Annotated in this window: 24 protein-coding genes and 3 pseudogenes; 17 read left to right on the top strand and 10 right to left on the bottom strand. The window is 67.3% G+C overall.

Going from position 1 to position 26,449, the window contains the following annotated elements; translation table 11 throughout:
* Window positions 1-79 precede the first annotated feature (79 nt).
* The 5 genes and pseudogenes from ACVWZ8_RS07510 (at window position 80) to ACVWZ8_RS07530 (ending at window position 3,434) form a co-directional block, all read left to right on the top strand.
* Window positions 80-673 carry a TetR family transcriptional regulator C-terminal domain-containing protein gene (locus ACVWZ8_RS07510; RefSeq protein ID WP_456504264.1) on the top strand — a complete coding sequence of 198 codons (594 nt, stop codon included), beginning with the start codon at window positions 80-82 and terminating at the stop codon, window positions 671-673.
* A 245-nt stretch (window positions 674-918) separates the two neighbouring features.
* A pseudogene (locus tag ACVWZ8_RS07515) lies at window positions 919-1,425 on the top strand (FAD-dependent oxidoreductase); the annotation flags it as partial.
* 4 nt (window positions 1,426-1,429) lie between these two features.
* Window positions 1,430-2,314, top strand: a complete 885-nt coding sequence (locus ACVWZ8_RS07520) for an aldo/keto reductase (protein ID WP_456504265.1) — start codon at window positions 1,430-1,432, stop codon at window positions 2,312-2,314.
* 35 nt (window positions 2,315-2,349) lie between these two features.
* Window positions 2,350-2,504, top strand: a pseudogene (locus ACVWZ8_RS07525) (aldo/keto reductase); the annotation flags it as partial.
* Window positions 2,505-2,954: 450 nt separating this feature from the next.
* Entirely contained in the window at window positions 2,955-3,434 is a 480-nt protein-coding gene (locus ACVWZ8_RS07530; protein ID WP_456505915.1) for an SDR family NAD(P)-dependent oxidoreductase, read from the top strand.
* Window positions 3,435-3,564: 130 nt separating this feature from the next.
* Here the strand turns inward: ACVWZ8_RS07530 and ACVWZ8_RS07535 are convergent, their stop codons facing one another.
* Window positions 3,565-4,128, bottom strand: coding sequence for a dihydrofolate reductase family protein (locus tag ACVWZ8_RS07535; protein ID WP_456504266.1), 564 nt, complete (start codon window positions 4,126-4,128; stop codon window positions 3,565-3,567).
* A 421-nt stretch (window positions 4,129-4,549) separates the two neighbouring features.
* Here ACVWZ8_RS07535 and ACVWZ8_RS07540 point away from each other — a divergent pair, with 421 nt between their 5' ends.
* The 7 genes from ACVWZ8_RS07540 to ACVWZ8_RS07570 are packed head-to-tail and all read left to right on the top strand — an operon-like array spanning window position 4,550 to window position 9,838.
* Window positions 4,550-5,104, top strand: coding sequence for a DoxX family protein (locus ACVWZ8_RS07540; protein WP_456504267.1), 555 nt, complete (start codon window positions 4,550-4,552; stop codon window positions 5,102-5,104).
* Window positions 5,101-5,511, top strand: coding sequence for an Rv1678 family membrane protein (locus ACVWZ8_RS07545; protein WP_456504268.1), 411 nt, complete (start codon window positions 5,101-5,103; stop codon window positions 5,509-5,511). The genes ACVWZ8_RS07540 and ACVWZ8_RS07545 overlap by 4 nt, the downstream gene beginning before the upstream one ends.
* Window positions 5,495-6,646, top strand: coding sequence for an Rv1679 family acyl-CoA dehydrogenase (fadE16, locus tag ACVWZ8_RS07550; RefSeq protein ID WP_456504269.1), 1,152 nt, complete (start codon window positions 5,495-5,497; stop codon window positions 6,644-6,646). The genes ACVWZ8_RS07545 and fadE16 overlap by 17 nt, the downstream gene beginning before the upstream one ends.
* Entirely contained in the window at window positions 6,643-7,455 is an 813-nt protein-coding gene (locus ACVWZ8_RS07555; RefSeq protein WP_456504270.1) for an Rv1680 family SBP-like protein, read from the top strand. The genes fadE16 and ACVWZ8_RS07555 overlap by 4 nt, the downstream gene beginning before the upstream one ends.
* The gene (locus ACVWZ8_RS07560; protein ID WP_456504271.1) at window positions 7,449-8,453 is read left to right on the top strand and encodes an Rv1681 family radical SAM protein; all 1,005 of its coding nucleotides are present in this window, start codon (window positions 7,449-7,451) and stop codon (window positions 8,451-8,453) included. Before ACVWZ8_RS07555 ends, ACVWZ8_RS07560 begins: the two co-directional genes overlap by 7 nt.
* Before the next feature lie 57 nt (window positions 8,454-8,510).
* Window positions 8,511-9,176: a glycosyltransferase family 2 protein gene (locus tag ACVWZ8_RS07565; RefSeq protein WP_456504272.1), complete on the top strand. Its 666-nt coding sequence runs from the start codon at window positions 8,511-8,513 to the stop codon at window positions 9,174-9,176.
* Complete coding sequence (locus tag ACVWZ8_RS07570; protein WP_456504273.1) at window positions 9,176-9,838, top strand: TIGR04282 family arsenosugar biosynthesis glycosyltransferase; 663 nt, start codon at window positions 9,176-9,178, stop codon at window positions 9,836-9,838. The genes ACVWZ8_RS07565 and ACVWZ8_RS07570 overlap by 1 nt, the downstream gene beginning before the upstream one ends.
* A 190-nt stretch (window positions 9,839-10,028) precedes the next feature.
* Here ACVWZ8_RS07570 and ACVWZ8_RS07575 read toward each other — a convergent pair whose 3' ends face one another.
* The 4 genes from ACVWZ8_RS07575 to ACVWZ8_RS07590 all read right to left on the bottom strand — a co-directional run bounded on the left by ACVWZ8_RS07575 (window position 10,029) and on the right by ACVWZ8_RS07590 (window position 13,687).
* The gene (locus tag ACVWZ8_RS07575) at window positions 10,029-10,733 is read right to left on the bottom strand and encodes a Crp/Fnr family transcriptional regulator (RefSeq protein WP_456504274.1); all 705 of its coding nucleotides are present in this window, start codon (window positions 10,731-10,733) and stop codon (window positions 10,029-10,031) included.
* Window positions 10,730-11,182: a hypothetical protein gene (locus ACVWZ8_RS07580; protein WP_456504275.1), complete on the bottom strand. Its 453-nt coding sequence runs from the start codon at window positions 11,180-11,182 to the stop codon at window positions 10,730-10,732. Before ACVWZ8_RS07580 ends, ACVWZ8_RS07575 begins: the two co-directional genes overlap by 4 nt.
* A 429-nt stretch (window positions 11,183-11,611) precedes the next feature.
* The gene (locus ACVWZ8_RS07585; protein WP_456504276.1) at window positions 11,612-11,923 is read right to left on the bottom strand and encodes a thioredoxin family protein; all 312 of its coding nucleotides are present in this window, start codon (window positions 11,921-11,923) and stop codon (window positions 11,612-11,614) included.
* 339 nt (window positions 11,924-12,262) lie between these two features.
* Window positions 12,263-13,687 carry a dihydrolipoyl dehydrogenase family protein gene (locus ACVWZ8_RS07590; protein WP_456504277.1) on the bottom strand — a complete coding sequence of 475 codons (1,425 nt, stop codon included), beginning with the start codon at window positions 13,685-13,687 and terminating at the stop codon, window positions 12,263-12,265.
* Between the two features lie 27 nt (window positions 13,688-13,714).
* On the opposite strand from ACVWZ8_RS07590, the gene ACVWZ8_RS07595 reads away from it, so the two are divergent.
* From ACVWZ8_RS07595 to ACVWZ8_RS07615, 5 genes and pseudogenes are all read left to right on the top strand, one after another.
* The gene (locus tag ACVWZ8_RS07595; RefSeq protein WP_456504278.1) at window positions 13,715-14,431 is read left to right on the top strand and encodes a class I SAM-dependent methyltransferase; all 717 of its coding nucleotides are present in this window, start codon (window positions 13,715-13,717) and stop codon (window positions 14,429-14,431) included.
* Between the two features lie 510 nt (window positions 14,432-14,941).
* Complete coding sequence (locus ACVWZ8_RS07600; protein WP_456504279.1) at window positions 14,942-16,129, top strand: FAD-dependent monooxygenase; 1,188 nt, start codon at window positions 14,942-14,944, stop codon at window positions 16,127-16,129.
* Window positions 16,130-16,421: 292 nt separating this feature from the next.
* Entirely contained in the window at window positions 16,422-16,910 is a 489-nt protein-coding gene (locus ACVWZ8_RS07605; protein WP_456504280.1) for a hypothetical protein, read from the top strand.
* Complete coding sequence (locus ACVWZ8_RS07610) at window positions 16,907-18,196, top strand: ArsB/NhaD family transporter (RefSeq protein ID WP_456504281.1); 1,290 nt, start codon at window positions 16,907-16,909, stop codon at window positions 18,194-18,196. Before ACVWZ8_RS07605 ends, ACVWZ8_RS07610 begins: the two co-directional genes overlap by 4 nt.
* A 65-nt stretch (window positions 18,197-18,261) precedes the next feature.
* A pseudogene (locus ACVWZ8_RS07615) lies at window positions 18,262-18,768 on the top strand (Na+/H+ antiporter NhaA); the annotation flags it as partial.
* A gap of 158 nt (window positions 18,769-18,926) precedes the next feature.
* Here the strand turns inward: ACVWZ8_RS07615 and ACVWZ8_RS07620 are convergent.
* The 5 genes from ACVWZ8_RS07620 to ACVWZ8_RS07640 all read right to left on the bottom strand — a co-directional run bounded on the left by ACVWZ8_RS07620 (window position 18,927) and on the right by ACVWZ8_RS07640 (window position 26,411).
* Window positions 18,927-20,207: a glycosyltransferase gene (locus ACVWZ8_RS07620; RefSeq protein WP_456504282.1), complete on the bottom strand. Its 1,281-nt coding sequence runs from the start codon at window positions 20,205-20,207 to the stop codon at window positions 18,927-18,929.
* 71 nt (window positions 20,208-20,278) lie between these two features.
* Window positions 20,279-21,898, bottom strand: a complete 1,620-nt coding sequence (locus ACVWZ8_RS07625; protein ID WP_456504283.1) for an ABC transporter permease — start codon at window positions 21,896-21,898, stop codon at window positions 20,279-20,281.
* Window positions 21,898-22,809 carry an ATP-binding cassette domain-containing protein gene (locus tag ACVWZ8_RS07630; RefSeq protein ID WP_456504284.1) on the bottom strand — a complete coding sequence of 304 codons (912 nt, stop codon included), beginning with the start codon at window positions 22,807-22,809 and terminating at the stop codon, window positions 21,898-21,900. Before ACVWZ8_RS07630 ends, ACVWZ8_RS07625 begins: the two co-directional genes overlap by 1 nt.
* 174 nt (window positions 22,810-22,983) lie before the next feature.
* On the bottom strand, window positions 22,984-24,738 hold the full coding sequence (locus ACVWZ8_RS07635; protein WP_456504285.1) for an ATP-binding protein: 1,755 nt from the start codon (window positions 24,736-24,738) through the stop codon (window positions 22,984-22,986).
* Window positions 24,738-26,411, bottom strand: a complete 1,674-nt coding sequence (locus tag ACVWZ8_RS07640) for a 5-oxoprolinase subunit B/C family protein (RefSeq protein WP_456504286.1) — start codon at window positions 26,409-26,411, stop codon at window positions 24,738-24,740. Before ACVWZ8_RS07640 ends, ACVWZ8_RS07635 begins: the two co-directional genes overlap by 1 nt.
* Window positions 26,412-26,449: the final 38 nt, after the last annotated feature.

Consider the following 26,449-nt stretch of genomic DNA (forward strand, 5'->3'; position numbering starts at 1 on the left):
CGGGCGATGAGGCGAGTCGACGACTATACGGACGATCGTACAGTATTATTGTCAATAAGCGCACGGAGGAGAGGTCAATATGGATGGCAGAACGGCCAGAGGTCTGAAATCGAGAAAAATTGTCATGGAGGAAGCGGTGAACATGGCCTCGGTTGAAGGGCTCGGGGGACTTTCGATCGGAGGTCTGGCGTCTCGTGCAGCGCTTAGTAAGAGCGGAGTAGCTGTACTGTTCGGTTCGAAAGAGCAGCTTCAACTCGCGACGGTCGAGGCGGCGCGAGAAGTTTTCATCGCCGCAGTCATAGCGCCCGCCCTCGAAGCCGAACCCGGTGTGGAAAGACTTCGCGTCCTTCTTGACGCTTGGCTTTCCTACAGCCGCGGCCGGGTCTTTGTCGGCGGATGTTTCTTCGCGGCCGCCAGCACGGAGTTGGATTCCAAATCCGGCCCGGTGAGGGAAGCAGTCGCGAAGGTGGTTCTTGAATGGCACTTATTGCTGGCCTCGGAAATCCAGACGGCAGCCGACACCGGAGAACTTCTTGGCGTCGACGTGAATCAACTGGTGTTCGAGACGACGGCATTCCTGGAGGCTGCCAATGCGCGTTCGCTCCTCACCGGCTCGGCCGAGTCTTACACCGCGGCGAAACGCGCGCTGGTCCGGATCTATGGGGATTGGTAGTCAACACCGCGCACCAGCCGGCTTCCGCCTGAGGATGGCCGGCGGGGAATCTTCTAGGCAGTAAGACATTGAGAGTTTTCTACGCCCGTCAGGTGTCTCTCGGCGGGTTTGTCCCTTCACGGTGACGGATTCGCCCGACCAAGGCGATGTCTTTCCCTGTGGGCTCTTCCAACAATGGGCGCCGGCAGGCCGGCCCGTACTGAACTGCTACAGCTACAGCTACAGCTACAGCGAAAGAGGACAGCATGGATTCGACAAAGAGCCTTCCCGTTGCCGTGATCGGCGCCGGCCCCGTGGGCCTGGCCGCCGCGGCCCACCTGCTCGAGCGGGGCCTGGAGCCTCTGGTCTTCGAGGCAGGCCCGACGGCGGGCGCGGCCATCGAGCACTGGCGTCACATCCGGCTGTTCTCACCGTGGCGGTTCAACATCGACGCCGCCGCACTCCGCCTGCTCGAAGGCGCCGGCTGGGAATCGCCCCTGCCCACCGCGCTTCCGTACGGCGGGGAATTCATCGACAACTACCTCACGCCGTTGGCCGCCCTCCCGGTCGTTGCCTCCCGGCTGCATACCGGCGCCCGGGTAGTCGCCGTGACACGGCTGGGCCTGGACAAGACCCACGTCCGGAACCGCGACACCACGCCCTTCACCGTCAGGGTCGAACACCACGACGGCGAGACCCGCGACCACACCGTTGCGGCGGTCATCGACGCTTCCGGCACCTGGTCCCACCGCAACCCGCTCGGCACCTCGGGCCCTCATGAAAATCACACTCAACAACGGCGTCACCATGCCCGCCCTCGGGCTCGGCGTCTTCCAAAGCCCACCGGAAGAAACAACAGCTGCGGTCGAGGCCGCCCTGGCAGCCGGCTACCGACACATTGACACTGCCGCCGCGTACGGTAACGAGCGGGAGGTCGGCGAAGGCATCCGCAGCTCCGGCCTGGACCGGTCGGACGTGTTCATCGAGACCAAGGTATGGGTCAGTGACTACGGCTATGAGCAGACAATGCACGCCTGGGAGAAGGCGGTCGGAAAGCTCGGAGTGGACTACCTGGATCTGCTGATCCTGCACCAGCCGATGCCGGGCCGCTTCGAGAAGACCATCGCCGCGTACAAGGCGCTGGAGACCCTGCTCGCCGACGGGCGCGTGCGGGCCATCGGTGTCAGCAACTTCATGCCGCACCACCTCAAGCAACTGCTCGCGGAAAGCGACGTGATCCCGGCCGTGAACCAGGTGGAGCTGCACCCGTACTTCAGCCAACCGGACGTCCGGGCAGCCGACGCCGAACACCGCATTATCACCCAGGCCTGGTCACCGATCGGCGGCATCACCTTCTACCCCGGGTGGGGCGCCGAGGACCGGAAGAACGTCATGCAGGACCCGGCCATCGCCGCGATAGCTGAAGCGCACGGCAAGACGCCGGCGCAGGTCATGCTCCGCTGGCACCTGCAGCAGGGCCGCTCAGCCATCCCGAAATCGACCAACCCGGCACGCATCGATGAGAACTTCGACGTTTTCAACTTCGAACTGTCCTCAAACGAGATTGCAGCCATCGACGCGTTGGACACCGGCGTACGCAACGGCCCGGATCCCGACGTCTCCCACGACCAGTGGTTCGACCTGTCCATCCCCGAAGCCTAAGCACGACAGAACCAGACCAGAGACAAGAAAGCAGCATGAAATACCGCTCGCTTGGCCGCACCGGAGCCAAAGTCAGCCCCTCTGCCTCGGTGCGATGATGTTCGGCCCTTGGGGCAACGACGACCGCGCCGACAGCATCCGCATCATCCACCGTGCCCTTGATGCAGGGATCAATGTCGCGGACGCGTCAATCCAAAACCAGAACGAACAGCAACTCACCCAGCGCTCTGACCTCACCACCCAAACCCGAACCCAAAAGAAACGTCGTGCGAGTGAGGCTGTCTGCCCGGGTCCACACGTCATCGACGTGCCGTCATCAACGCCAAACGCATCGCGGCCAACTCTGACGTAGTCGTCCTCGAACTGACGACCGGTGAGCTGGAACGGATCGATGCCTTGGACACTGGTGACGCCCTCGACATCGACAACCTCGACGTCGAGGCCTCGGCTTCGGCTTCGTCATCGAAGAGGCCGGAGCATTACATTACATCACATCACATCACAGGCGGGCCGCCTCTGTTCGGCGGCCCGCCCCATTCGGTTTCATCGATTGGCGCCCGAGCGCGGCGCCGGAAAGAAGGGCATTATGGCTGGCAGGCTTGCAGGCAAGGTAGCGGTGGTCACTGGCGCCGGGAGCGGCATGGGGCGAAGCATTGCGGTCCGATTCGCCCGCGAGGGCGCGAGAGTGGCTGCGCTGGATGTGAACCCGAGCGCCGCGGCCGCCACGGTCGAAAGCATTCACGATGACGGCGGGGACGCAACGGCTGTTGCCGTGAACATCGCTGCTGCGGATACCGTCGACGCGGCCCGAGCCGCCGTCATCGAAGCCTATGGGCGTGTGGATGTGCTGGTGAACAACGCCGGTATTCACGATGGATTCCCGACGCTTGCTGAGACGACTGAGGAGCTTTGGGACCGGGTCATCAGGAGACCGGCGCCCCCCGAGGACCCGCCGACGTGGTCGGCCTTGCAGCTGCTGGCCCCGCACGCTGCCGTAGTGCTTGAACAGCCTCAGCGCTCTGCCGGACAGCTCAGACGAGACGATCGGGGCGGCAGCAGACGCTGCGTACGATCAAGCGAGCTTTGGATATGCGAACTCGCTGGGTCGCCTGTTTCGTAGACGATCCCTATCCGGACGGATCCTCTGCAGTGAAGAACAGGATCCGGCAGGAACGTCACGATCGCCTCGGAACACAGCGGCACGAGATCCTTGGGTGGCCCGAAGCCCGCGCTGATTCGACGTCGGGCATTCAGCTCCTGGTCTCGTACCTGGTAAGGACCACACCGGCGGGAAACGTCCGGGTCTCCACCAGGCTCAGGTTCACCCAGTTGTCCAGGGCTGTGAAGAACGGCGTGCCGCCGCCCACCAGGACCGGATGGGTGACGATCGCGTACTCGTCGATCAGCCCGGCCCGCATGGCCGCCGCGGCGAGTGTGGCACCGCCGATGTCCATGGGGCCGCCGTCGTCGGCCTTGAGCCGGGTGATCTCGGTGACCGCGTCGCCGGTGACCAGGCGGGTATTCCAGTCGACCGTGCTGGTCGTCGAGGAGAACACCACCTTCGGCATGTCCCGCCAGCGGCGGGCGAACTCGATCTGCGCCGGTGTGGCGCCAGGCTGCTGGTCGGCGGTCGGCCAGTGCGAGCTCATCGTCTCCCACAGTTTGCGGCCGTACAGCGCCAGGCCCGTCGCCCCCACCCGGTCGGACCACCATTGGAACAGCTCGTCGCTCGGTACGCTCCAGCCGAGGTCGTCGCCGGGCGCGGCGATGTAGCCGTCCAGGCTCAGGTTCATGCCGAAGGTCAGTTTGCGCATGGCGCCAGTCTCCCGTGAGTCGGTATTCGTTGTACAGACCAGCACGGCGCGGAAAAGTCATCGGTCAGGCCACACCGAGGGCCAGTTGACCACCACGCCAAGCAGATGCTCCGTACGGAAAGGATCCCCATGCGGACATGTAGTCGGCCGCGCAGACGACTTTGGACATTTCGTGCAGACGACTTCGGAAAATGACACTTTTCAGACATGCCCAGGAGTGTCTTGCGAACGATCGTTACCCGACACTCCCAAACGGCTTTAGCGCCCAGTTTGCCGCGCCTTGGTCCCCGACCCCTGGTCGACCCGGCCGCCGTACGCCCATACGCCCCGGCACCCTGACTGCCGTATGTAATGGAGGCCGTTCGGGATATGTAAGGCCTTCGATGTTGCGCGTCCCCGGCCGCGGGTCCTTAATGGAGCCATGGGAACGGAGCCGGTCTTGGCTGCTGCGACGGCCGCCCCCGCTGAGGCGGGCGGGGACTCCCGGCTGGCCCGCAGCGGGATCTTCGTCGTCCGGGTCGGGGTGGCGTTGCTGTGGATTCAGAACGTGGCGTGGAAGGTGCCGCCGGACTTCGGCGAACGCGAGAACACCGGACTCTATCTTTTCACCCGCTTCGCCATAGACCACCCGGTGTTTCCGCCTTTTACCTGGTTCATTGAACACACAGTTCTGCCAGCTTTCCCGTTGTTCGGGTGGATGACGATCTTAATCGAAGCGGGTCTGGGTGCGTTCCTGCTGATCGGCCTTGCCACCCGGTTCTGGGCGGTCGTTGGAGTGATCCAGTCGCTGGCGATCACCATGTCCGTCCTCAACGCCCCGAATGAATGGCACTGGTCCTACTATCTGATGATCCTGGTCCACATAGCCATTTTTGCGACTGCGGCCGGGCGCTGTTACGGGGTCGACGGAGTACTCCGGCCCCGCTGGGAGAAATCGACCCGACGCTTCGACAAGCTCCTGGCGAGGCTGTCGTGACCGGGCGCCGCTTCGATCTGCCCGTGCTCGCCCTGGGCGGCGCCGCCCTCCTGAGTTGTGTGTTTACCTTCTCCAGTGGCGGCCCGGCGCAGGTCGAGTTTGTCCACATCCGGGGGACTGGACTTGCCCTGCTGCTCATCTGCGGAGTTGCCGCCGTGATCGCCGGAATCCTGCGCCTGCGCTGGCTCGCGATCGCGTCCGGTGCCGCTCTGTTGGCGGGCGCGCTGCTTCAACTGCTGCAGGCCGGCCAGAGCATCAACTGGCTCGCCGGGGACGGTTCCACCGTCGCGCTTTCGGGCGGCCTGGGAATCGGTTTGCTGGCTGTGACGCTGACGCCGCGAACCTCATCTGCCGCACATCCGGAGTCTAGTGACCAGAAGAGGACCGCAAATGCTAAACCTGACTGAGCGGCTTGAACCGGTACTCGCCATTGCCGGCGCCAACGCCCACGACGTCGACGCCGCGGCCCGGTTCCCGGCCGAGGCAGTCGAGGCCTTGCGCCACTCCGGGTTACTCGGCCTGACCCTGCCGCCGGAATCCGGTGGCCTTGGGGGCGGACCGCACGAGCTGGTTGAGGTCCTGAGTGCCCTCGCCGGCGCCTGTGGTTCAACAGCAATGATCTACCTCATGCATATCAGCGCCGCGATGCCCGTGGCGGCCGCACCGCCGCCGGGTTCACCGGGCCTGGTGGCCGACATGGCGAGCGGCCGGGTCCTCGGATCGCTGGCATTTTCCGAAGCCGGGTCCCGGTCCCATTTCTGGGCCCCCGTCTCGCGGGCACGCCGGAACAGTGCCGGCATCGTCCTCGACGCGCGTAAGAGCTGGGTGACCTCGGCAGGATACGCCGATGTGTACATCGCCTCGACCCGGACGCCCGGCGCGGACACCGTGGACTTGTTCGCGGTCCCCGCCGATTGTCCCGGCGTCGAGGTGGCCGGCGCGTGGCGGGGCATGGGGCTGCGGGGCAATGCCTCGACGCCGATGCGTTTCGCGGCCGAAGTGCCCGAGGACACGCGGCTGGGCGGGGAAGGCGGCGGAATGGACCTGATGCTGCAGACTGTGCTGCCGTGGTTCAACCTTGGCAACGCATCCGTGTCGGTGGGGCTGGCACGCGCCGCCGTCGAAGCCGCAATCCGGCACACCAGCGCCGCCCGCCTCGAACACCTTGACGAAAGCTTGTCCGCGCTCCCGACCATCCGCGCCCGGCTGGCGAAAATGTCGATCGAACTGGCCGTCACAACGGCCTACCTGCATCAGACGGCGGGCCGGATTGCCGAGCCACAGGAGGACACGATGCTGCATGTGCTGGGCGTCAAGGCAGCGGCCAACGACGCGGCCCTCAGTATCACCGATGCCGCGATGCGCGTCTGCGGCGGTGCGGCGTTCTCCGAGCATCTTCAGATTGACCGTTACTTCCGCGATGCCAGGGCCGGCCACGTGATGGCCCCGACGGCCGATGTGCTGTACGACTTCTACGGGAGGGCGATTACCGGCCAGCCGCTGTTCGACAGTCCCTCCGCCGCGGTGAAGGAGCGGGCGTGAGCGCCCCAATGATGGTGGGCTCGGTGGCCTACACACCTACCGTGGTCACCGTCTGGGAGGGGATCCGGGACTATTTCGCCGGGACGCCGGCCGAGATGGATTTCGTGCTGTTCTCCAACTACGGACGCCAGGTGGACGCACTGCTGGAGGGCACCATCGACATCGCCTGGAACACCAACCTGGCGTGGGTGCGTACCGTCGCACAGACCCAGGGCGGGTGCCGCGCGTTGGCCATGCGGGACACTGACGCCGTCTTCCGGACCGTCTTCGTGACCCGTGCCGGTTCCGGCATGTCAGGGCTGGCGGACCTGCGAGGGCGGCGGCTGGCACTGGGCTCGCGGGACTCCGCCCAGGCTGCGATCCTGCCGGTCCATTTCCTAACCCAGGCCGGGCTCGGCGATGGAACGGTGGACCTGTTGCGCCTGGACAGCGATGTCGGAAAGCACGGAGACACGGGCCGCAGCGAACTGGATGCCCTGCGGGCGGTGTTGGATGACAGCGCCGACGCCGCCGCGATCGGCATCAACACCTGGGAGGCAATTGGACGCGACGAGTTGATGCCCGGCGCCTTCGAGGTGTTGTGGGCGTCGCCCGTTTACAGCCACTGCAACTTCACGGCGTTGCCCGCGCTCTCGGAGGAACGTGCCACGGCATGGGCCGGGCACCTGTTCGCGATGGACTGGGGCAACCCGTCACACCGTCCGATCCTGGAATTGGAAGGACTCCGCCGCTGGGTGGCCCCCCGGTTGGAAGGCTACGAGGTATTGTTCGACGCCGTCCAGGAGCAAAGGATCGGGTCCCGATGGTAAATCCCGTCGTCATACTGGAAATCCTGGAACGGATCGCCGCCGTGCCCGCCGGCTCCACCGTCACCGTACCCCTTGGCCCCGGCGGCCACGACGAGGCAACGCCCACTCTGTCTGCCTGGTGCGCACGGACCGGCAACGAACTCGTTGGCATCCGCGACGGTGCGGTCACCGTCCGGCGCGGTCGCGCCCCCGACCCGCTCGCGGGAGTGGAGGACGGGCGGCTGCCCGGGACCCGGCTGTGGATGTACACGAACTTCGATTGCAACCTGGCCTGCGACTATTGTTGCGCCAGATCCTCACCACAGACCGCCCGGCGCGCCCTCGGAATCGACCGCATCCGCCGGCTGGCGGCGGAGGCCGTTGAATCGGGCGTGAGCGAACTCATCCTGACCGGCGGTGAGCCATTCCTGCTGCCGGACCTTGACGAACTCGTCGCCGTCTGCGCCGCGGCGCTGCCGACCACCTTGCTGACGAACGGGATGCTCTTCCGCGGGCACCGGCTCGAACGGCTGCGCCGGATGGACCGCACCAGGCTGACGCTGCAAATCAGCCTTGACTCCGCTACTCCGGAGGTTCATGACAGCCACCGCGGCAAAGGATCGTGGGAGCGCGCCGTCGCCGGGATCCGGATCGCCCAGGACGAGGGCTTCCGAGTGAGGGTGGCAGCGACGCTGCCCGCCGCCCAAACCCACGAACTCGAGCCGTTCCACAAGTACCTGGACTCACTCGGTATCGACCCCGTCGACCAGGTCATCCGGGCACTGGCCCATCGCGGCAACGCCGACGCCGGCATCGAACTAACGGTTGAATCCCTGATCCCGGAAGTCACGGTCACCGCCGAGGGCGTCTATTGGCACCCGATCGGAGCCGACGATACAGACCAGTTGGTAACTGCCGAGATCTTCCCCCTGGCCACGGCCATCGCCGAGGTCCGCCGGCGGTTCGCAGACCAACGGGCCCGCGCCGACGCCGCCAGCCAATGGTTTCCCTGCGCCTGAACACACCAGCCGTGCGCCGGGCCACCCGGTGCGCGCTTCAGGGACAGGGGTCAAAACATGACCGAAATGGGGCCGGGCATCGACGTTGTCCTGCCCTGCTTGAATGAGGCCGCCGCGCTGCCGCGTGTTTTGGCCGGGTTACCAGCCAACTTCCGCCCCATCGTGGTGGACAACGGGTCCACCGACGGCTCCGCCGCCATTGCCCGCGCACTCGGGGCCACCGTGGTGTTCGAGCCGCGGACGGGCTTCGGGTGGGCAGCCCACGCCGGGTTGCTCGCCGCAACGTCAGATTATGTGGCATTCTGCGATTGCGACGGGTCGATGGGCGGGGAGGACCTGCGCCGCGTTGCCGCACCCGTGCTGGCGGGACGGACGGACCTGGTGCTGGGACGACGACGGCCCGCCGGGGGCTCCTGGCCCTTTCACGCCCGGCTGGCGAACGCCGTCCTGGCCCGCCGGCTCCGCCGGCGCCTGGATATCAGCATTCATGACCTCGGCCCCATGCGCGTGGCCTCGCGCCAACGCCTGCTGGCCTTGGATCTGCAGGACCGGCGCAGCGGGTACCCGCTGGAAATGGTCCTCAAGGCCGCGCGTGCCGGGTGGAGGATTGAGGAAATCCCGGTTGCTTACCGGCCACGCACCGGACGGTCCAAGGTCACCGGCACCGTGCGGGGCACCATCACGGCCGTGATCGACATGTCACGCCAGCTGCGGAGCAGGTAATGCACCCGGCCTCCGGGCTCACGCTCGTCGTCATGGCCAAGGAATGCATACCCGGGCAGGTCAAGACCCGGCTGACGCCGCCCCTGAGCCATGCCCTGGCCGCGGATGTTGCCGCCGCGAGCCTGGATGACACACTGGCCACCGTCGCGGCCCTGCCCGTGGCACGCCGGGTCCTTGCCTACACCACCGACCGACGCCCGGCCCTGGCTGCAGACTTTGAACTGCTTCGTCAGCCGGACGGCGACCTCGACCAGCGCCTCGCCGCGGTCTTCGATGCCGCCCGCGGATGCGGATGGGGCACGACGCTCCTGATCGGTATGGACACCCCCCAGCTTCGAGCCGATCACCTTGCGGCCTGCCTCAGACCGGCACCTGGCGTCGACAGCTGGATCGGCCTGGCCGGTGACGGCGGCTTCTGGGCGTTGGCTATGCGGAACCCCGACGGGGACCTGATCCGCGGCGTGCCCATGTCCGCGCCAACCACCGGAGCCCGGCAGCTCGAACGCCTACTCCAGGCCGGCCACCGGGTCCGTCTGCTCCCCCAACTGACCGACGTGGACACCATCGGCACCGCGGCTCAAGTCTCGGCACAAATCCCCCACAGCCGATTCACCCGGGCCCTGCAGGCAGCACTGGCACAACGCCCGGCCGGAAGACCATGAGACCCCATTGAAATCCGGCATTGCGGGCTGCTTCGAAGGAGAGACCATATGAACAACGCACCGTCAGTCATTGTGTTTGATGTGAACGAGACGCTTTCGGACATATCCCCGATGGGTGCCCCGCCTGAGGTCATACCGCGATCGTACAAGCAAACCCACCCTCGGCCTTAGCGTCGGATTTTCTCCTTTTTCACAAGCCGCCCCTCATGGTCTTGCTGGTGGCCTCCAGGGAGGCGCCGAGCAGGCCGGCGAGCTGTTCGTGGGTCAGGTGGATGGTCCGGGCCTGTCCGAAGCGGGGAGCGGCCGCGGCGTCACCGAGTTTCAGCAGGGTGGATGCCACCTGGGCTGCCAACGGGCGCAGGGCAAGATCCGTGAGACGTTCTTCGAGGCGGGCAACCTGTTCGCCGAGGAGCCGGGAGATGCGGATGGCGATGCGGGGATCCGAGAGCAGGAACCTTTCGACCTCCTGCACGCTGAGCTGGCAGATCATTGCGTCTTCGATGGCTTCAGCGTAATTGTCATACATCCGCTGGCCCACGAGCATCATCTCCCCGAACACGGCCCCTGGTCCCAGGATCGCCATGGTCAGGGCCTTGCCGTCCTCGGCGACGCGGAAGATCCGCACCCTGCCGGCTTTGAGGATGAACAGCGCCTTGACGGGCTGGCTTTGGCTGAACAGCAGCTCACCGCGCCGGAACAGCCGCGCCGGGGCCATCAGGTTCATCGCCTCGATTTCCTGCGCGCTCAGGTCAGCGAACAGATCCACTTCGTTTAAACAGCTGAACGGGTCAGCGGGTCCTGTCATCAGTGGGTCAGCCTCTCGTCGCTCCGGGGACCAGGGGCGCAGATCCCCGGAAACGGTGGCTGCCACATCGACCCGGCACGTATCGGTCATGCCCGGCTCTTGAGAACGCGGACCGCCACCAGTGCCAGAATAACGCCATAAATCAGGTGGCCCATGAGGCTCATCAACGCGGTGAGGTCAACGGCGAACAGGGGCATGCCCATCATGACCGGCATGATCATCAGGGGCCCCAGCACCCACCAGATCGCCCCATAACCGAGTCCGGTCAGAGCGCCGCGGCCGTACCCGGACAGGAACCGGTTGCCGAACAGCACCGTCAGGCCCAGCCCGATGAACACTGAAATCACCAGGTGCACCCCGAACCCGACCACTGCCGAGCTGGAACCGACCAGGGAGGCGATGACGGGCAGCATGCCCATCATCGCCATGAGCACTCCAAACACGAGACCACCGGCAATACCTCCCGCGACCCCGGCAGCAACGCGCAGGCCCAGGCCCGAGACGGAACCCTGATGGGAAACAGCTGATGCAGAGCTCATGGCAATCACCTTTGATCGAAGTTGTGCTGACCTCCCCAGGGTATTGCCGGGCTCCGAAGGCGTTCAGTAATCTGCACTACACAACGGAACGCTTCCGTCCCGGCCGGCAGGGGTCACCGTGCTTGATCGGGCGCGGACCTTGAGTCCAGCAGCAGCGGGATGAAGGTTCGTTGTTCTTGCTGTTTCTCCAGCGGTACAAGAACTACACCGACTCATTGGTGGATTTGATGCTGGTGCCCAGCAGCGACATCACACCGTCCCGCTTCGGGAGGCTCTGCGACAAGTCAGGCGGACCGCGCCGTATCCCTCCAAGGCCGAAGTGCAACCCAGAGGCCGCAGCGCCGGCAAATATAGGTGTGTCCGGCGCCGAGTGCATGCAGCTTTTTGCGCTGCATCGTCCTGCCGCAACAGGAGCACGTGTATTCGCTGTCAGAATCCATGGTTTTTGAGCGCTTCTTTGAGTTGATCGACCGTTGGCAGACCCGCGAAGCCGCTTGAAGTCCGGTAGATCCGACAGGCGAGGTCGCTGGCCGGGGCCCCACCGGGAAAAATGTCGGCCCCGTCAACTGTGATCGTCGGAGAACCGGCAAAGGCGGTGCCCACTGTGTCCGCTGCAGACTCCAGCAGCCGCATGTGTACTGCGGTGTCCCCATGGCCCAAAGCGGCCAGGGCAGTTTCCACGCGCTGGGCTGCTTCAGCCGAGTTGGGGCACTCATCGATGTGCAGCAGTTCTACCCTCATGCAGATATTCTCCATCGCCAACCCACTGACATGCGAGGACGGCAGCAGCTGAAAAACCTATCGGGCTGGAATGCCGTCAGGTCTGTGCCGGGGCGTGGCGGTGCCGATCCCAGGGTCAGTCATGATCTGCGTGTTCGGATCGGCAAGGATCGGCGCCATTGATTTGGGACCGTAGGACCGTGGCGCCCTTAGCCCGGGCCTGGTCGCAGATGGCTCAAACAGGACCCATACATACCCGGTCTGAGGGGCTGCCTGGTGGGGATCGCTCTCCGGACGCGAAACGGTATTCACTTCCTCCATCGTGCCGCCGGGCAGGCGTCGGTGCGCTCATGTGGCCGGTTATCGTCGGATCAGCCGGGTGTCCAGGTCGGCCCGCCACCGGCGCAGCAACAGCAGTGTTTTGATAACGGCGGCCGCGGCGGGTGCGCGCAGGCGGGCACGGACGTCGGCGATCGCGGCGTTCCATACCCCGTCCGAGTAGGTGGGGTACGGGTGCGTGGCTGCGGCGATGTCGGAGGTCCTGAGCCGGTGTTCCATGGCCAGGACGACCTCTGCCACAGATTCCCCTGCCCGCGGCCCGACGATGGTGGCGCCCAGGATGTGCCCGCGCTGGTCCGCGATCAGCCGGGTGAAGCCGTCAGTGCTGTTGTCGGTGACCGCCCGGTCCACGTGGGTGTGGTGGATGGTCCGGACCATGGCGTGTGTCCCGGGAGGGTGTGTGGCGCCGACGGCGGCGAGTTCGGGGGATGTGTATGTGACCCGTGGCACGACCGGGCTGATTTTGAGGTTCAGGCCAAGAACGGCGTTGCGGGCGGCGATGCTGGCGTGTACTCCGGCGACATGGGTGAAGCGGGGATGGGCGGTGACGTCACCGGCGGCCCAGACGGACGGGTTCGTGGTCCGCATCCTGGGATCAGTGACGATCTGGCCGTGGGCGTCGGTGGAGATGTCCAGATGTTCGAGTCCGAGCCCGGCTGTGCGCGCCGTGCGGCCGGCCGCCAGCAGCACGGTGTCGGCGGTGAGGACCGTGCCATCTCCCAGTTCCAGGCGGGAACCGGGTTTAGCGGGGCTGATCCGTTCCACACGGGTGTGTTCCAGGACCTGGATGCCGTCGGCTTCCAGGCTGGTCTTGACCAGCGCGGCTGCTTCGCGGTCTTCTCTGGGCAGGATCGTTGACCGGATGATCAGCGTGACCTCGGATCCGAGCCGGGCGAAGGCCTGGCCCAGTTCGCAGCCAAGGGGGCCGCCGCCGATGACGGCCAGGCGGGCCGGAATTTCAGGGAGGTCCCAGACGGTTTCGGACGTCACCACCGAAGGGCCCGCGAGCCCGGGAACCTCGGGGACATGCGGGGCCGCGCCCGTGGCGATGAGAGCCTGCCGGAATCTGATTGTCCGGCCGTCAACGGTGGCTACGCCGGGAGCCTCGAATCTGGCAGCGCCCCTGATGAACCGCACCCCGGCAGCCTCCAGGGCCTGCGGGGAATCCGCCGGCTCGATGGTGGCGATGGCATCCCGGATCATTGTGCGCACGATGGAGAAGTCCGGGTCCTGCCCGGTGAGCATTGCCCTGGTGCGGGCCGTGGCGGCGGCGGCCAGGAGTGTCTTGGACGGGACACAGCCGGTCCACAGGCAATCACCTCCGGTCCGGTCACGTTCGACCAGAACGGTCCGGGCGCCGACGCCGGCGGCCGTCATCGCGCCGACCAGCCCGGCGGTGCCGCCGCCGAGCACCAGCAAATCAACAATCCCGTCCCTGTCCGCCATGTCCGTGCCCTCCGTCGTCGGGTAAGTTTGGCACCCAGGCCCCGGTCACTACCATCGGCCGAGTGTGGCCAACTGGAACGGGAGGGCACCGTCAAAGACAAGTACAACATCTATGCACCGGTCTACGACGTGCTCTCCGGCGAGCGAGCCGTATACCGGGCAGGACGGATCCTGGGCATCGACGCCCTCGACCCCCGGCCCGGGGACCAGATCCTGGACATCGGCTGCGGGACCGGCCTGAACTTCCCGCTCCTGCAAGACAGGATCGGCCCCACGGGGACAATTATCGGTATCGACCGCAGCCCCGGAATGCTCCGCCAAGCACAGCGCCGTGCCCGGCTGCACCGCTGGGACAACATCATTCTGGTGCAGGCGGACGTCATCAGCCTCGATGCGTCGGCGGTCATGGAGCAGGTTAGCGGCCAAGGAGGCACCCCGGCCTCGGACGGCATCATTGCCACATATTCGCTGTCGCTGATGCCGGCCTGGCGGACCGCATGGGCGAACATCCAGAACCTGTTGGGCGCGGATGCACGGGTCAGTATTGTCGACATGCAAGAACCGTACGGGAGCGCACGCTGGCTTGCCCCGCTTGCCCGTTTCGCCTGCAGGATTGGCGGTGCAGACATCTTCGCCCACCCCTGGCTGGCCGTGGAGGAAGACTGCGTCGGAGTCGATAGCCGGTCCGCACGGGGAGGGCACCTCCAGATCCGGGCAGGGACCCTGCAACACCGCCACGAGTAAGCTGGTCGACTCAAGGTTTCAGGGAGCTCCGTCCAGGACGCCAGCCGTTCCCTTTTTCGGTATCTGCGGACACCCCCAGTGTCTCTGATCCGCGGAATGCCGGAACCAGTCTTCGTCCATCCAGCGCCGGAGGAGATCGAATGCACCCCGTGGTCGCCAGCCGTCGGTGACTTCGTCGCTGATTCTGTCCAGGAACGCGTCCGGTCGATGTGAGTGTGCGATTCCAGCCAGAACGGTGAAGCGATGGCATCGGCCAGCGAGACGACGGACGCGGAATTTTTCAAGCTGAGCGGTACCAACGGGAGTTAGGCGGCTGGCTGTTGGGACTGTTTGCTTGACTCCTTGACCTGCCCCAGGGACCGAGCAGAATCCGCGTCTGGTCCTCGCGGGTGTCCTGCACTCTTGACGAGCCTCCTGGAGGGTCCAAGAATGAGGCAACAGCTGCCGTCGGGGTGCTCGTCACTGCGCCGGCGGCTTCTCTGGGGCCGAGCCGATGGAGTGGGGTGGGACGTGAAGGCCATAGTCGCCGGGGCGGGAATTGCCGGGCTCGTCGCAGCCCGCCAGTTGGGCCTGGCGGGGTGGGAGGTCGAGGTCCTGGAGAAATCCCCTGCCCCCCGACCTGACGGGTACATGATGGATTTCTTCGGTCCCGGGGTCGAGGCATCGGAGAGGATCGGCCTCTACCCGCGTCTGGCGGCGGTCGCCTACCACGTCGAAGCGGTCGAGTACGTCGACGCCGAGCTACGCCCGACCGCGCGCCTGGACTACGACCAGTTCGCCCGGCTCGCTGGCGAGAAAGTCCTGAGCCTGCTGCGCCCGGACATGGAGCGCGCCGCCCTCACCGCGCTCGAGGACGTTCCCTCCGGGCGGGTCCGCGTCCGCTACGCGGCGCGGGTCTCCGGCGCCTGGGCTGACGACGACAGCGCGGGAGTGGCCGCCGACGCCTCAGCGGTGCCGCTGCCCGGCGCCGATCTCCTCATCGGCGCCGACGGCGTCCATTCCGAGGTGCGCGCCTACGTGCTCGGCCGCGAGGGGGACTACCTGCGCCCCTTGGGCATGCGCGCCGCCGCCTTCATCGTGGCCGATCCCGGGCTGAACGCCCGCTTCGCGAACCGCTTCCTGCTCACCGACACCCTCGACCGGATGGCCGGGCTCTACAGCCTGCGCACCGACGAGGTGGCCGCCTTCCTCGTCTACCGTGACGCCAACAGAGCACAGGGGGACGGGCAGCCTCAGAGTACCCGGGAGCGGCTCCGCCGGGAGTTCGCCGGCCTGGGCGACGCCATCGACAGGCTGCTCGAGCTGTGCCCTGAGCACCCATACGATGACGTCGTCGCCCAAATCGTCATGCCCGCCTGGCACAAAGGCAGAGCCATTCTGATCGGGGACGCCTGCGGGGCAGTCTCGCTCCTGGCCGGCCAAGGCGGCTCCCTCGCCATAGCCGGGGCAGCGCTTCTGGGGGACCTCCTCGGGCCCGTGGACTCTCCGTCCGGGATCGACCCGGCCCTGGCCGAGTTCGAACGGCGCTGGCGGCCGGTCGTGGAGGAAGCACAGGCCGCGGGGAGGCGCGCGTCGTCGTCGTTCCTTCCCGCGAACAGGACCCAGCGACTCCTGCGCCGCTGGATCATACGGGGGACGCACCTGCCCGGCATCGATCGGCTGGTGGCCCGCCAGATCGTGGGCAGGATCGCAAAGTAACCACCAACCTCCGCTCTCACCGACACGGGTAGCATCGGTACGGTCATAGTCACCTCTGGCCCGGCCCTATCGAGGCCGGTAAGATCGCATTTTCCCCTCAAGGAAGGGAACGCACGCGCCTGAGAGTAATTCTGGACAGGCAAGCGACAAAGCCACGTCCAGGGCTGTGCCTGCAGAATAACGGGTTCGGCAGGTGGCCTGATCGCTGAACACGAAGACAACCCCTGCCAAGCGCAGGGAATCGGTGGTTGGATGGGCCTACGTTCTGTCTTCGGAGGCATGAGGAGCCGCTGTGCGCGCAGCCGACCTGCAAGTTGCTTTACCCGTTGTGCGCCGCGAGACCAATGCGGTGGAAGCCGGGCGCCTGATCGCGGACAGCGGTTTGGTGGGGCTGGTTATTGCAAACAAGCTGGGAGTTCCCACTGCCATAGTCTCGGCCGTGGACGTGCTGCGGCTCATGGTGCCCGGTTACCTTCTCGATGATGTGTCGCTGGCGGCCGTGTTCGACGAGGCCGGGGCCGCTGAGTTGTGGGAACATCTTGCCGAGCGGACCGTCGGGGAGATGCTTGACGATGAGGGCGTCGCCGTCCGCAAGATCCTGACCATCGAGTCCGACGCGACCCTGGTCGAGATCGCGGCGCGCATGGTGGATGCCCGCACCCAGATTGCCCTGGTCCGCGACTCGCCTCGGGATGCCCCGATGTTTGTCACGCTTCCCGCCGTCATCAAGGCCGTCCTGGCCAGCGCCGGCGGCCCTGACTCACGGAGCGAGGAGCAGTGACGGTCCAGGTCATTCTTGCTCTCGGTGTCTTTCTCACAGCGTATGTTCTGATCGCTACCGAAAAACTGCCGCGGATGACCACCGCGCTGGGCGGCGCAGCTGCAATGGTGCTGATCGGTGCCACCAATGACACGGGAATGTTTTTTTCGCCGGAGAGCGGGATCGACTGGAATGTCATCTTCCTGCTGCTGGCCATGATGATTATTGTCGGCATCCTCCGGCAGACGGGACTCTTCGAGTTCCTCGCGATCTGGGCGGCGAAGAAGGCCCGGGGCTACCCGTTCCGGATCATGGTGATCCTGGTGGTCATCACCGCCGTGCTCTCGGCACTTCTGGACAACGTCACCACAGTGCTGCTCACCGCCCCCGTCACGCTCCTGGTGTGTGAACGGCTCGCGGCACCGCCCGTTCCCTTCCTGATCGCGGAGGTGATGGCCAGCAACATCGGAGGCACGGCGACGCTGATCGGCGACCCGCCAAACATCATCATCGCCAGCCGGGGGGGCCTGACCTTCAACGACTTCATCATCAACCTCGCGCCGATCGTCGCGGTGCTCCTCGTCGTCTTCATCGGACTGTGCCGCTGGATGTTCCGCTCCGCCTTCCGTTTCCATCCGGACCGTGCCGCGCGCGTCATGGCCCTGAACGAGAAGGAGGCGCTGGGGGAGAAGTCATTGTTGATCAAATCGCTCGTGGTGGTGGGCCTGGTGCTGATCGGTTTCGTTGCCCGGCCGGTGCTGGGGCTCGCACCGTCCCTGGTCGCGATGCTCGGCGCAGGCCTCCTCATCCTGCTCGCCCGGCTTGAACCGCGAAAAGTGTTCGGGGACGTCGAATGGGAGACGCTGCTGTTCTTTGCGGGCCTGTTCATCATGATCGGTTCCCTGGTCAACCTTGGAGTCATCGACGCGGTGGGAGCGGCCGCCGCTTCTCTCATCGGGGACAACTACGACGTCGCCGCCGTCGCAATGCTCACAGGCTCGGCTTTCGCGTCCGGCATCATTGACAACATCCCCTACGTGGCCACACTCGCTCCGATTACCCATGACCTTGTGCAGGCAGGAGGCGCCGCAGCCAAGCCCCTCTGGTGGGCACTGGCTCTCGGTGCGGACCTCGGCGGCAACGCCACCGCAGTGGGAGCCAGTGCAAACGTCGTCGTCATCGGGATAGCGAAGCGCTACGATCACCCCATCTCGTTCTGGACGTTCACCAAATACGGGCTGGTGGTCACCGCCGTCACCATCGGTTTGTGCGTGCCCTACCTGCTCCTGCGGTACTACCTGTTCTGAACCGGTCCGCTAAGAGCCTGTTCCTGAACCTGCTTGGCCAGTCGTTTGCTGGTGATTCTGACAATGGATTTGCGATTCCCGTGATCCGTTCCAAAAAGGCAGCGGCGGGCCGGACGCCGGGCCCGGTCTCTCGGAGATCATCGAACACCGCTTCCGGCCAATATCGGCCGGGATCGCCGTCCCCATCTTTGCGTTCTTCTCCGCCGGCGTCGCAGTCGGCGGGTGGGGCGGCCTGGGCTCCGCGCTTGCGGACCCGCCGGCGGTCGGCATCATTGCCGCGCTCGTGCTGGGCAAACCGGCAGGAATCCTCGGGACGACCTGGGTCATCACCAAGGCCACCAGGGCATCCCTGGACAAGTCCCTTCACCTGGATCGATGTGTTCGGCGTTTCCCTGCTGGCCGGAATCGGCTTCACCGTTTCTCTGTTGGTGGCAGAACTGAGCTTCGGACACGGCAGTTCCCACGATGACCACGTCAAGGTCGGCATCCTCACGGCCTCGCTGCTGGCCGCCGCACTGGCCTCCATCGTGCTGAGCACGAGAAACCGCCAGTACCGCATCGCGGAAGCCTAGGAATCCGTCGACTCCGACCAAGACGGCATCCCGGCCGTCTACGAGACCGACCAACGCACGTGACCCATTCCCGACAGGGACGAAACGAGGCCCATTCCGGGGACGGAAGGAGCCTCGTTTCCGGTGCCGGTTGGCGGGCTCAGCGGTTACGGGACGGATCAACCCCGTTGGGGTACCGCGGTAATGCGCTCCAGGGCAGCCACCGCTGCCGATACCCCTTCCTCGGCACGTACACGGCGGCCCAACTGTTCGGCGGCGCGGGCCATGCCGGCATCTGTGGTGGCCGCGGTGATGGCAGCAGAGAGACCGGCTGCGGTGAGGTGGCGTTGCGGCTGTGGTGCGGGAGCGACACCGCGGCGGTATGCCAGCCGGGCCCAGAACGGCTGGTCGGCGACGAACGGGCACACCACTTGCGGGCGCCCGGAGGCGAATGCGGCGCCGGTTGTGCCGGCGCCCCCGTGATGCACCACGGCAGCCAGGTGGGGGAACAACCGCCGGTAGTCCACCTCCTCCACGGACAGAACGCCGTCACCTCGGGTGCTGTTCAGTCCGCCCCATCCCGCGCCGATCACCAGGCGCTTGCCTGCCAGGCGTGCGGCTTCCAGGACCAGAGCGGTGCTGCGAGCGGGGTCACGGCCGGACATCGAGCCGAACCCGACGAACACCGGCGGGTCGCCGGCACCGAGGAAGTCCGCGACGTGCGGCGGCGGCGGCTCGTCCGAGGACGGCAGGACCCAGTAACCGGTGGTGTGCACCGCGTCCGGCCAGTCCGACGGCGGGGGCAGCACCGCGGGACTAAACGCATGCAGCACCGGGGCCCGGCCGTTGTCCGGCCGGCGCAAGGGGTCGTGCCGCCCGCGGCGGCACGGGAGACCGAGGGTGTCCTCGCGCCACCGGTCGACGATCCGGCCGAAGATCGCAGCGGGGGCCTTCATCCCCAGGAACGTGGTCCGGTTGGCCGCGGAAGGCAGCCACGTCGGCACGTCCACCCCTGGCCAGGCAAACTCCCGGGTCGGCACGTACATCGGTATCGGCAGAGCCAGCACCGCCGGGACACCGAGTGCCTCGGCCACATGCTGCCCGGCGATGATCTGGCCGTTGTGCACCACGACATCCGCTCCGGCGCCCGCGCCGTGCGAAGCGACGGTCCAGCAGTCGGCCAGCACTTGGGTGAACATCGCCGGCATGGTCCGTGCCTGCCGCAGCCGGACGCGGATCCCGCCTTCGATCAGCGCACCGGCGTTTGCCGGGTCGTCCATCAACCGCATCGGGCCGTCGTCCACGCCCGAGAACGGCACGCGATGCGCGGCGGCGAACCCGGCGAACCGGTGCGGCGCCGCGAGCACCACTTCGTGCCCCGCAACGAGCAGTCCGCGGGCCAGCGCGATGAACGGTTGGACGTCACCACGCGTCCCCAGTGTCATGATCAGGACTTTCATTGGTGAGTCTCCTCTCAGGTGCGACGGCGGGCGTGTGCCCGCCGGCAGTCCCGTCCTGCGCAGCTCATGTCTTAAGCGGTGAGGTCCCGCTGCCGGATCAGATAGGCAGCCAGTCCGGCCCCGGCGGCTGCGATGATGGTCATGCCCACAGCCCCCGCCGGAGCGAAGGATTCTATGGGCATGGCGGAGGAGTGGCGGAACGGACTCAGGTCCTGCAGCAACACCGGCAGGCCAAGAAGACCGCCGAACTCGCCCAGGATCAGGCCAGCGGCGAGGAATCCCCATCCCAGCGGAATGCACAGCCGTGGCGTGGCGGCGAACACGACCGCGGTCAAGGCCAGGAAGACTGCCGCGGCCGGGACGTGCGCCAGGGCCGCCGGCACCAACAATCCAGCCGGTCCGTTTCCTGCCCCGGACAGTCCGATGCCGATGGCGGCCGCAGCACCGGCTGTTGCCGTGACGGCCAGCACGGAGGTAACCGCCACGACCAGGGTCGCGTTCAGCCACCGCGCCCGGGACCTCGGGGCGGCAAGGAGCAGTTCGGCACGGCCCTCAACCTCCTCGGCGCGCAACCGAAGTACCGTCTGGATGCCCGCGGCCGCCGCGAGCACGCCCGCGATACCGAGCATGGCTGTGATAAACAGATCGAGCACCACCGCCGGCGTGCCGGGCACGAGCCGGCTGATCAGATCCTGCAGCGACGCGTTGCCGGCCACCGCCTCACTGGCCAGCGGGCCCAGACCGCCCGCTACGGCACCTATGGCCGCGGCCCCGGCGCACCAACCGGCCAGGGTTGAGCGCTGCAGACGGAAGGCCAGTCCCAGCAACGACATCCCGCCCGCCCCGGCCCGGGCCCTGCCCAGGCGCTGGGGCAGCAGGCTGGCGCCCAGATCCCTTCGGTTGCGGACCAGCACCACGCCAGCGCCCAGGAGTGCCGCCGCGGCAACCAGGGCCAGCAGGGGCATCGGGTCGGCTGTAACGAACGGCCGGGACTGCTGGCCCCAGCCGATGGGCGAGAGCAGTGAGGGCCAGGCCGGGGTGACGTGCAACAGGCCGGCATCCGGGATGCCGAAGGCATCCCCGACACCGCGCAGGAGGTAAGCGGCACCGACAAGGCCGGCTGCGGCGCCGTTGGCCGACCGCCCGGACGGGAGCACCTGGGCCGCAGCCGCAGCGACGGCGACAAAGAACACACCAACACCGCCCACCGCAGCGCCTGCCACAACAGCGCCCGCGACGGGCAGTCCCGCGGCGAGGAAGGCGGCGGCCACCGACAGGGCCAGGACCAGGTTCGCGGCCACGCCCAAGACCAGGGTCGCCAGCAGCGGCGCGGCACGGGGCTGCGGAGCGGCGCCGATGAGTTCCGCGCGTCCCAGCTCCTCGTCCATGCGGGTGTGGCGGATGACGAGGAAAGTGCTCATCAGCCCGGCCAGGACCGCCGTGAAGGCGTATCCGCCGAAGAACGCGACAGCACCGGTGCCGGTCCCGTCCGGCAGGCCCCGGAGGAAAAGGAATGCCGGGTTCACCGCCGAGACTGCGATGATGGCCGCCCGGTCGCCCTCGGCACCGAATTGCCCGGCCACCGCGGCGGCCGTGGCGAAGGCGAGGAGGGCGATTGCCAGGATCCAGACCGGCAGGAGCCAGCGGTCACTGCGCGCCTGGAACAAGGCCAGCCGGATGACGCCGCGCATCAGCGGACCTGGCCGTTCCGGTCGCTGTAATGGCGCAGGAACAGCTCCTCCAGTGACGGCGGGGCAGCGCTAATAGTGGTGACGCCGGCCGCGGCGAGGCCTTCGAAGACGGAGCCCAGATCCGAGGCGTCGGCATCAAACTCGGTGCCGGTGCCGTCGCTGCGCACATCATGCACCCCCGGCAGGGCCGCCAATGCCGCCGGTTGAGCCGCAGCGGTGATCCGGAAACGGGTCCGGGTCAGGTGTCTTAGCCCGGCCAGGGTTCCTGTTTCAACGGCCGTCCCGGAGCGGATGATGGTGATCCTGTCGCAGAGCTGTTCGACCTCGGTCAGGACGTGGCTGGAGAGCAGTACGGTCGCCCCGTCGCCGGTAACGCGCCGGATCTGGCGCCGGAAAACGGAGTCCATGACAGGGTCCAGGCCTGCGCTGGGTTCATCCAGGAGGTATAGCCGTGCCGGGCGGGCGAACGCGGCGATGAGGGCCGCCTTCTGCCGGTTGCCTTTGGAATAGGTTCGGCACTTCCGCCGCGGGTCGAACTCGAACTCCCCGATCAGTTCCCGGAGCAGCCGTTCCTGCGCGCCGCCGCGCAGACCGGTGAGCAGGTCGATGACTTCACCGCCTGACAGGTTCGGCCAGAGACTCACGTCCCCCGGCACATAAGCGACGTCCCGGTGTGCCCTGGCCGGGTCAGCCCACGGGTCAAGGCCGAACACGCGGGCGGTGCCTGACGTGGGGCGGATCAGGCCCAGAAGTATCCGCAGTGTCGTAGATTTGCCGGCACCGTTGGGGCCCAGAAAGCCGTGGACCTCCCCTTGCCTGACGGCCAGATCGAGGCCGGCCAGTGCGGTGGTCCGGCCGAATTTCTTCACCAGGCCGGTGGTTTCAATGACAGGAGATGACTCAGTGCGCATGGCCGGTCCGTTCCTTGGTTGCAACGAACACCCGAGGCGGGCTGCCACGGGTGATCCGGCCGGTTGGCGGCGGGCTGCAGTTTGGTCATCCTGTCAGCGTGCCCTTCGGGGAGCGCGCAAGGCAATGGGGCCGCTTCCGCCCAGCGGAAACGGCCCATTTGACCCACGAGAAAGCTACCCGATCAAGGCCAGCACCGCTCCCGCCGCGACCACGCCGCCGGCCTCGGCACGTACGTCCGTGACGGTCCCGCCGCGGTGCGCGGAGACCTGGGTTTCCATCTTCATCGCCTCGAGAACAACCACGGGATCGCCCGCCGACACCTCGGCGCCGGGCTCGACCAGCCATTTCACCACGGTGCCGGCCATGTCGGCGCGCAGCTCCGCCGGGTCAGCCGCGGCAGCACCGCCGTCGGACGCTGAATCCAGCGAAACCCCAGGAGGAACAGCCCCGCCGGAGCGGGCACAGCCGTCCAGCAGGTCCGCGGGCACGCCGACAGCTATCCGGCGGCCGTCCACCTCGACGGTGATGGTGCGGCGTTCGCCGTCGGGCGCGGCGGTGCTGTAGTCCGGGTCGGCCGGGATCCGGTCCGCGAAGTCGGTTTCTATCCAGCGGGTGTGGATGCCCAGGCTCTTCTCGGAGGTGAAGTCCGGCGACTCCAGCACCGCCCGGTGGAACGGCAGGACGGTGGCCACGCCGGTGATGCTCATCTCCGCGAGGGCGCGGCGGGCGCGGCGCAGCGCCTGCTGGCGGTCGGCGCCGGTGACAATCAGCTTCGCCAGCAGGGAGTCGAACTGCGGCGGGACGAAGGAGCCCGAACGGACCCCGGTGTCCAGCCGGATGCCGGGGCCGGTGGGGCCGGCGAACTCGCCGATGGTGCCGGGCGAGGGCAGGAAGCCGCGCCCCACGTCCTCGGCGTTGAGCCGGAATTCGAAGGCGTGGCCGCGCGGCGCGGGGTCTTCGGCGAAGCGCAGCGGCTCCCCCGCGGCAATCCGGAACTGCTCCTGCACGAGGTCGATCCCGGTGGTCTCCTCGGTGATCGGGTGCTCCACCTGCAGCCGGGTGTTGACCTCGAGGAACGCCACGGTGCCGTCGGCCGCGACGAGGAATTCCACCGTGCCGGCGCCGGAGTAGCCGGCTTCCCGGCAGACGGCCTTTGCGGCGTCGTAGATCAGTTTTGTCTGCTCCTCGCTGAGGAACGGCGCGGGAGCCTCCTCGAGGAGCTTCTGGTGCCGGCGCTGGAGAGAGCAGTCGCGGGTTCCGACGACGACTACGTTGCCGTGCGCGTCGGCCAGGACCTGCGCCTCGACGTGGCGCGGACGGTCCAGGTAGCGCTCCACGAAGCACTCGCCGCGGCCGAAGGCGGCGACGGCCTCGCGGACGGCGGAGTCGAAGGCTTCCTCCACCTCATCCAGGGCGCAGACCACCTTCATGCCGCGCCCGCCGCCGCCGAAGGCTGCCTTGATGGCGATGGGGAGGCCGTGCTGTTCGGCGAAAGCGCGGGCCTCCTCAGCGGAATCCACGGGGCCGTCGCTGCCGGCCACGAGCGGGGCTCCGGCGCGGACGGCGGCCTCGCGGGCGGTGATCTTGTTGCCGAGCAGCCGGATGGCGTCCGGGGTGGGGCCGATCCAGGTCAAGCCGGCGTCCAGGACGGCCTGGGCGAACTCGGCGTTTTCGGAGAGGAATCCGTAGCCGGGGTGCACGGCGTCGGCGCCGGATTCGGCCGCGACGCCGAGCAGCCTGCGGATGTTCAGGTAGGTGTCCGCGGGCGAATTGCCGCCCAGTGCGTAGGCCTCGTCCGCGGCGGAGACGTGCAGGGCGTCGGCGTCGATGTCCGCGTAGACGGCGACGGAGGCCAGCTGCGCGTCGTCGCAGGCCCGGGCGATCCGGACGGCGATTTCGCCGCGGTTGGCGATCAGGACCTTGCGCATCAGTTGCTCGCTTTTCGTTCGGGGGTGATGTGTTCGGTGGTGGCGGGTGCAGTGGTTTCGGCAGGGGCCCAGCGGAAGCGGATCTTGCCGCCGATCGGCACCTGGGCGGCGAGGTCCAGCTGGGTATCGACCACGACGGCGATCACCGGGTAGCCGCCGGTGATCGGGTGGTCGGCCAGGAAGAGCACAGGCAGCCCTTCGGGCGGGATCTGGAGGGCACCGGCGACGGTGCCCTCGCTGGGCAGTTCGCCCGTGCGGCTGCGCTGCAGCGGGGTACCGTCCAGGCGCATGCCCACCCGGTTGGACTGCGGCTTCACATCCCAGTCCTGGCCTGTGAAGGACGCCAGGGCCTCGGCGTCGAACCAGTCGGCGCGCGGGCCGGGGACGACGTCGAGCACGGTCACCCCGGTGCCCGGGAAGTCCGGCTGCAGTTCGGGGTCTCCGACGACGCCGGACTCGGCTTCCCCGCCGGAGGCGAAGAGCTGGCCGGCGGCCAGCGGTGCGGGGCCGAGTCCGGACATCGTGTCGGTGGAGCGGCTGCCCAGCACCGGCATGGCGTCCACGCCGCCGCGGACGGCCAAGTAGCTGCGGAAGCCGCTCTCCGGCGCACCGATGCTCAGGGTTTCGCCGTCGAGCAGGGCAAAGGGGGTGGCCATCGGCACTGTGCGGCGGACCGGCTCTGAGTCCACGTCCGGCGGCGACTCGATGCTCAGTTCCGACGGCGCCCCGGCGACCGCGAGAACCTGGTCCCGCACGGCCTGGACCCTGAGCCCGCCGGCGACGGTCTCGATGGCGGCGGCCGATGGCGCGTTCCCCACGAGGCGGTTGGCCCGGCGCAGCGACGCCCGGTCCAGCGCCCCGGCAGCCGAGACGCCCAGGGCCGAGTGGCCGTGCCGGCCAAGGTCCTGGATCAGGCTCTGCATGCCCGGCGACACGATCCGGAGACCGGACGCGACGTCGTGCGACTCCGAGGGCACCGCGGCGGGTTCGGCAGCCAGGGTCACAACATCACGGACGGCACGGAACTGCACGCGGTGCCCCGGGCTGGCCAGTGCGGGCTGCTCGCGGTCCAGGTCCCACATTTTCGCGCCGGTGTGGCCGATCAGCTGCCAGCCGCCGGGGGAACTGCGCGGATATACGGCCGAGTAGTTGCCGGCCAGCGCCACCGCACCCGCGGGGACGGCGGTGCGCGGCGAGGCCCGGCGGGGGACCTCTAGCGCCTGGTTCTCCCCCACCATGTAGCCGAAGCCGGGGGCGAAGCCGGCGAAGGCCACGGTCCAGATCTGGCCGGAGTGTGCGGCGATCACGCCCTCCGTTCCGAGGCCGGTCAGCTTCCCCACTTCGGCGAGGTCCTCGCCGTCGTACACGGTGTCGATGACCACCAGCTCGCCGTCCCGCTGCACCGGCGCGGTGAGGTCCAGCCGCAGCAGGAGTGTGGCGATGCGCCGTGCCGAGGCCGGCGAGTCTGCCTTGACCAGGACCGTCTCGGCCGCGGCCAGAACGTCCTCCTGGCCCGGCAGCGGGTGCTCGAGGAGCAGCGCCTGCAGGGCAAGCACGTCCTGGGTGCCGGAGAGCTCGGCGAGCATGGCACGGGTCCCCACGGCCCGCACCGAGCCCACTTTGTGAACTTCCGCCTGCTGTCCTGCCAAGGTGTCCCCCGCTGTCTCAATCATCAGCTGCTTCCATCATTGCCGGTGCCGGTCAAAGTATC

It is taken from the genome of Arthrobacter sp. UYCu723 (genome assembly GCF_054059215.1).

What these genes read in the sequence shown, in the direction of transcription:
- ACVWZ8_RS07510 (WP_456504264.1), top strand. Translation starts at nt 80, where the DNA reads ATGGATGGCAGAACGGCCAGAGGTCTGAAATCGAGAAAAATTGTCATG.
- ACVWZ8_RS07520 (WP_456504265.1), top strand. Translation starts at nt 1,430, where the DNA reads ATGAAAATCACACTCAACAACGGCGTCACCATGCCCGCCCTCGGGCTC.
- ACVWZ8_RS07530 (WP_456505915.1), top strand. Translation starts at nt 2,955, where the DNA reads ATGGGGCGAAGCATTGCGGTCCGATTCGCCCGCGAGGGCGCGAGAGTG.
- ACVWZ8_RS07535 (WP_456504266.1), bottom strand. Translation starts at nt 4,128, where the DNA reads ATGCGCAAACTGACCTTCGGCATGAACCTGAGCCTGGACGGCTACATC.
- ACVWZ8_RS07540 (WP_456504267.1), top strand. Translation starts at nt 4,550, where the DNA reads ATGGGAACGGAGCCGGTCTTGGCTGCTGCGACGGCCGCCCCCGCTGAG.
- fadE16 (WP_456504269.1), top strand. Translation starts at nt 5,495, where the DNA reads ATGCTAAACCTGACTGAGCGGCTTGAACCGGTACTCGCCATTGCCGGC.
- ACVWZ8_RS07560 (WP_456504271.1), top strand. Translation starts at nt 7,449, where the DNA reads ATGGTAAATCCCGTCGTCATACTGGAAATCCTGGAACGGATCGCCGCC.
- ACVWZ8_RS07565 (WP_456504272.1), top strand. Translation starts at nt 8,511, where the DNA reads ATGACCGAAATGGGGCCGGGCATCGACGTTGTCCTGCCCTGCTTGAAT.
- ACVWZ8_RS07570 (WP_456504273.1), top strand. Translation starts at nt 9,176, where the DNA reads ATGCACCCGGCCTCCGGGCTCACGCTCGTCGTCATGGCCAAGGAATGC.
- ACVWZ8_RS07575 (WP_456504274.1), bottom strand. Translation starts at nt 10,733, where the DNA reads ATGACCGATACGTGCCGGGTCGATGTGGCAGCCACCGTTTCCGGGGAT.
- ACVWZ8_RS07580 (WP_456504275.1), bottom strand. Translation starts at nt 11,182, where the DNA reads ATGAGCTCTGCATCAGCTGTTTCCCATCAGGGTTCCGTCTCGGGCCTG.
- ACVWZ8_RS07585 (WP_456504276.1), bottom strand. Translation starts at nt 11,923, where the DNA reads ATGAGGGTAGAACTGCTGCACATCGATGAGTGCCCCAACTCGGCTGAA.
- ACVWZ8_RS07590 (WP_456504277.1), bottom strand. Translation starts at nt 13,687, where the DNA reads ATGGCGGACAGGGACGGGATTGTTGATTTGCTGGTGCTCGGCGGCGGC.
- ACVWZ8_RS07620 (WP_456504282.1), bottom strand. Translation starts at nt 20,207, where the DNA reads ATGAAAGTCCTGATCATGACACTGGGGACGCGTGGTGACGTCCAACCG.
- ACVWZ8_RS07625 (WP_456504283.1), bottom strand. Translation starts at nt 21,898, where the DNA reads ATGCGCGGCGTCATCCGGCTGGCCTTGTTCCAGGCGCGCAGTGACCGC.
- ACVWZ8_RS07630 (WP_456504284.1), bottom strand. Translation starts at nt 22,809, where the DNA reads ATGCGCACTGAGTCATCTCCTGTCATTGAAACCACCGGCCTGGTGAAG.
- ACVWZ8_RS07635 (WP_456504285.1), bottom strand. Translation starts at nt 24,738, where the DNA reads ATGCGCAAGGTCCTGATCGCCAACCGCGGCGAAATCGCCGTCCGGATC.
- ACVWZ8_RS07640 (WP_456504286.1), bottom strand. Translation starts at nt 26,411, where the DNA reads ATGATTGAGACAGCGGGGGACACCTTGGCAGGACAGCAGGCGGAAGTT.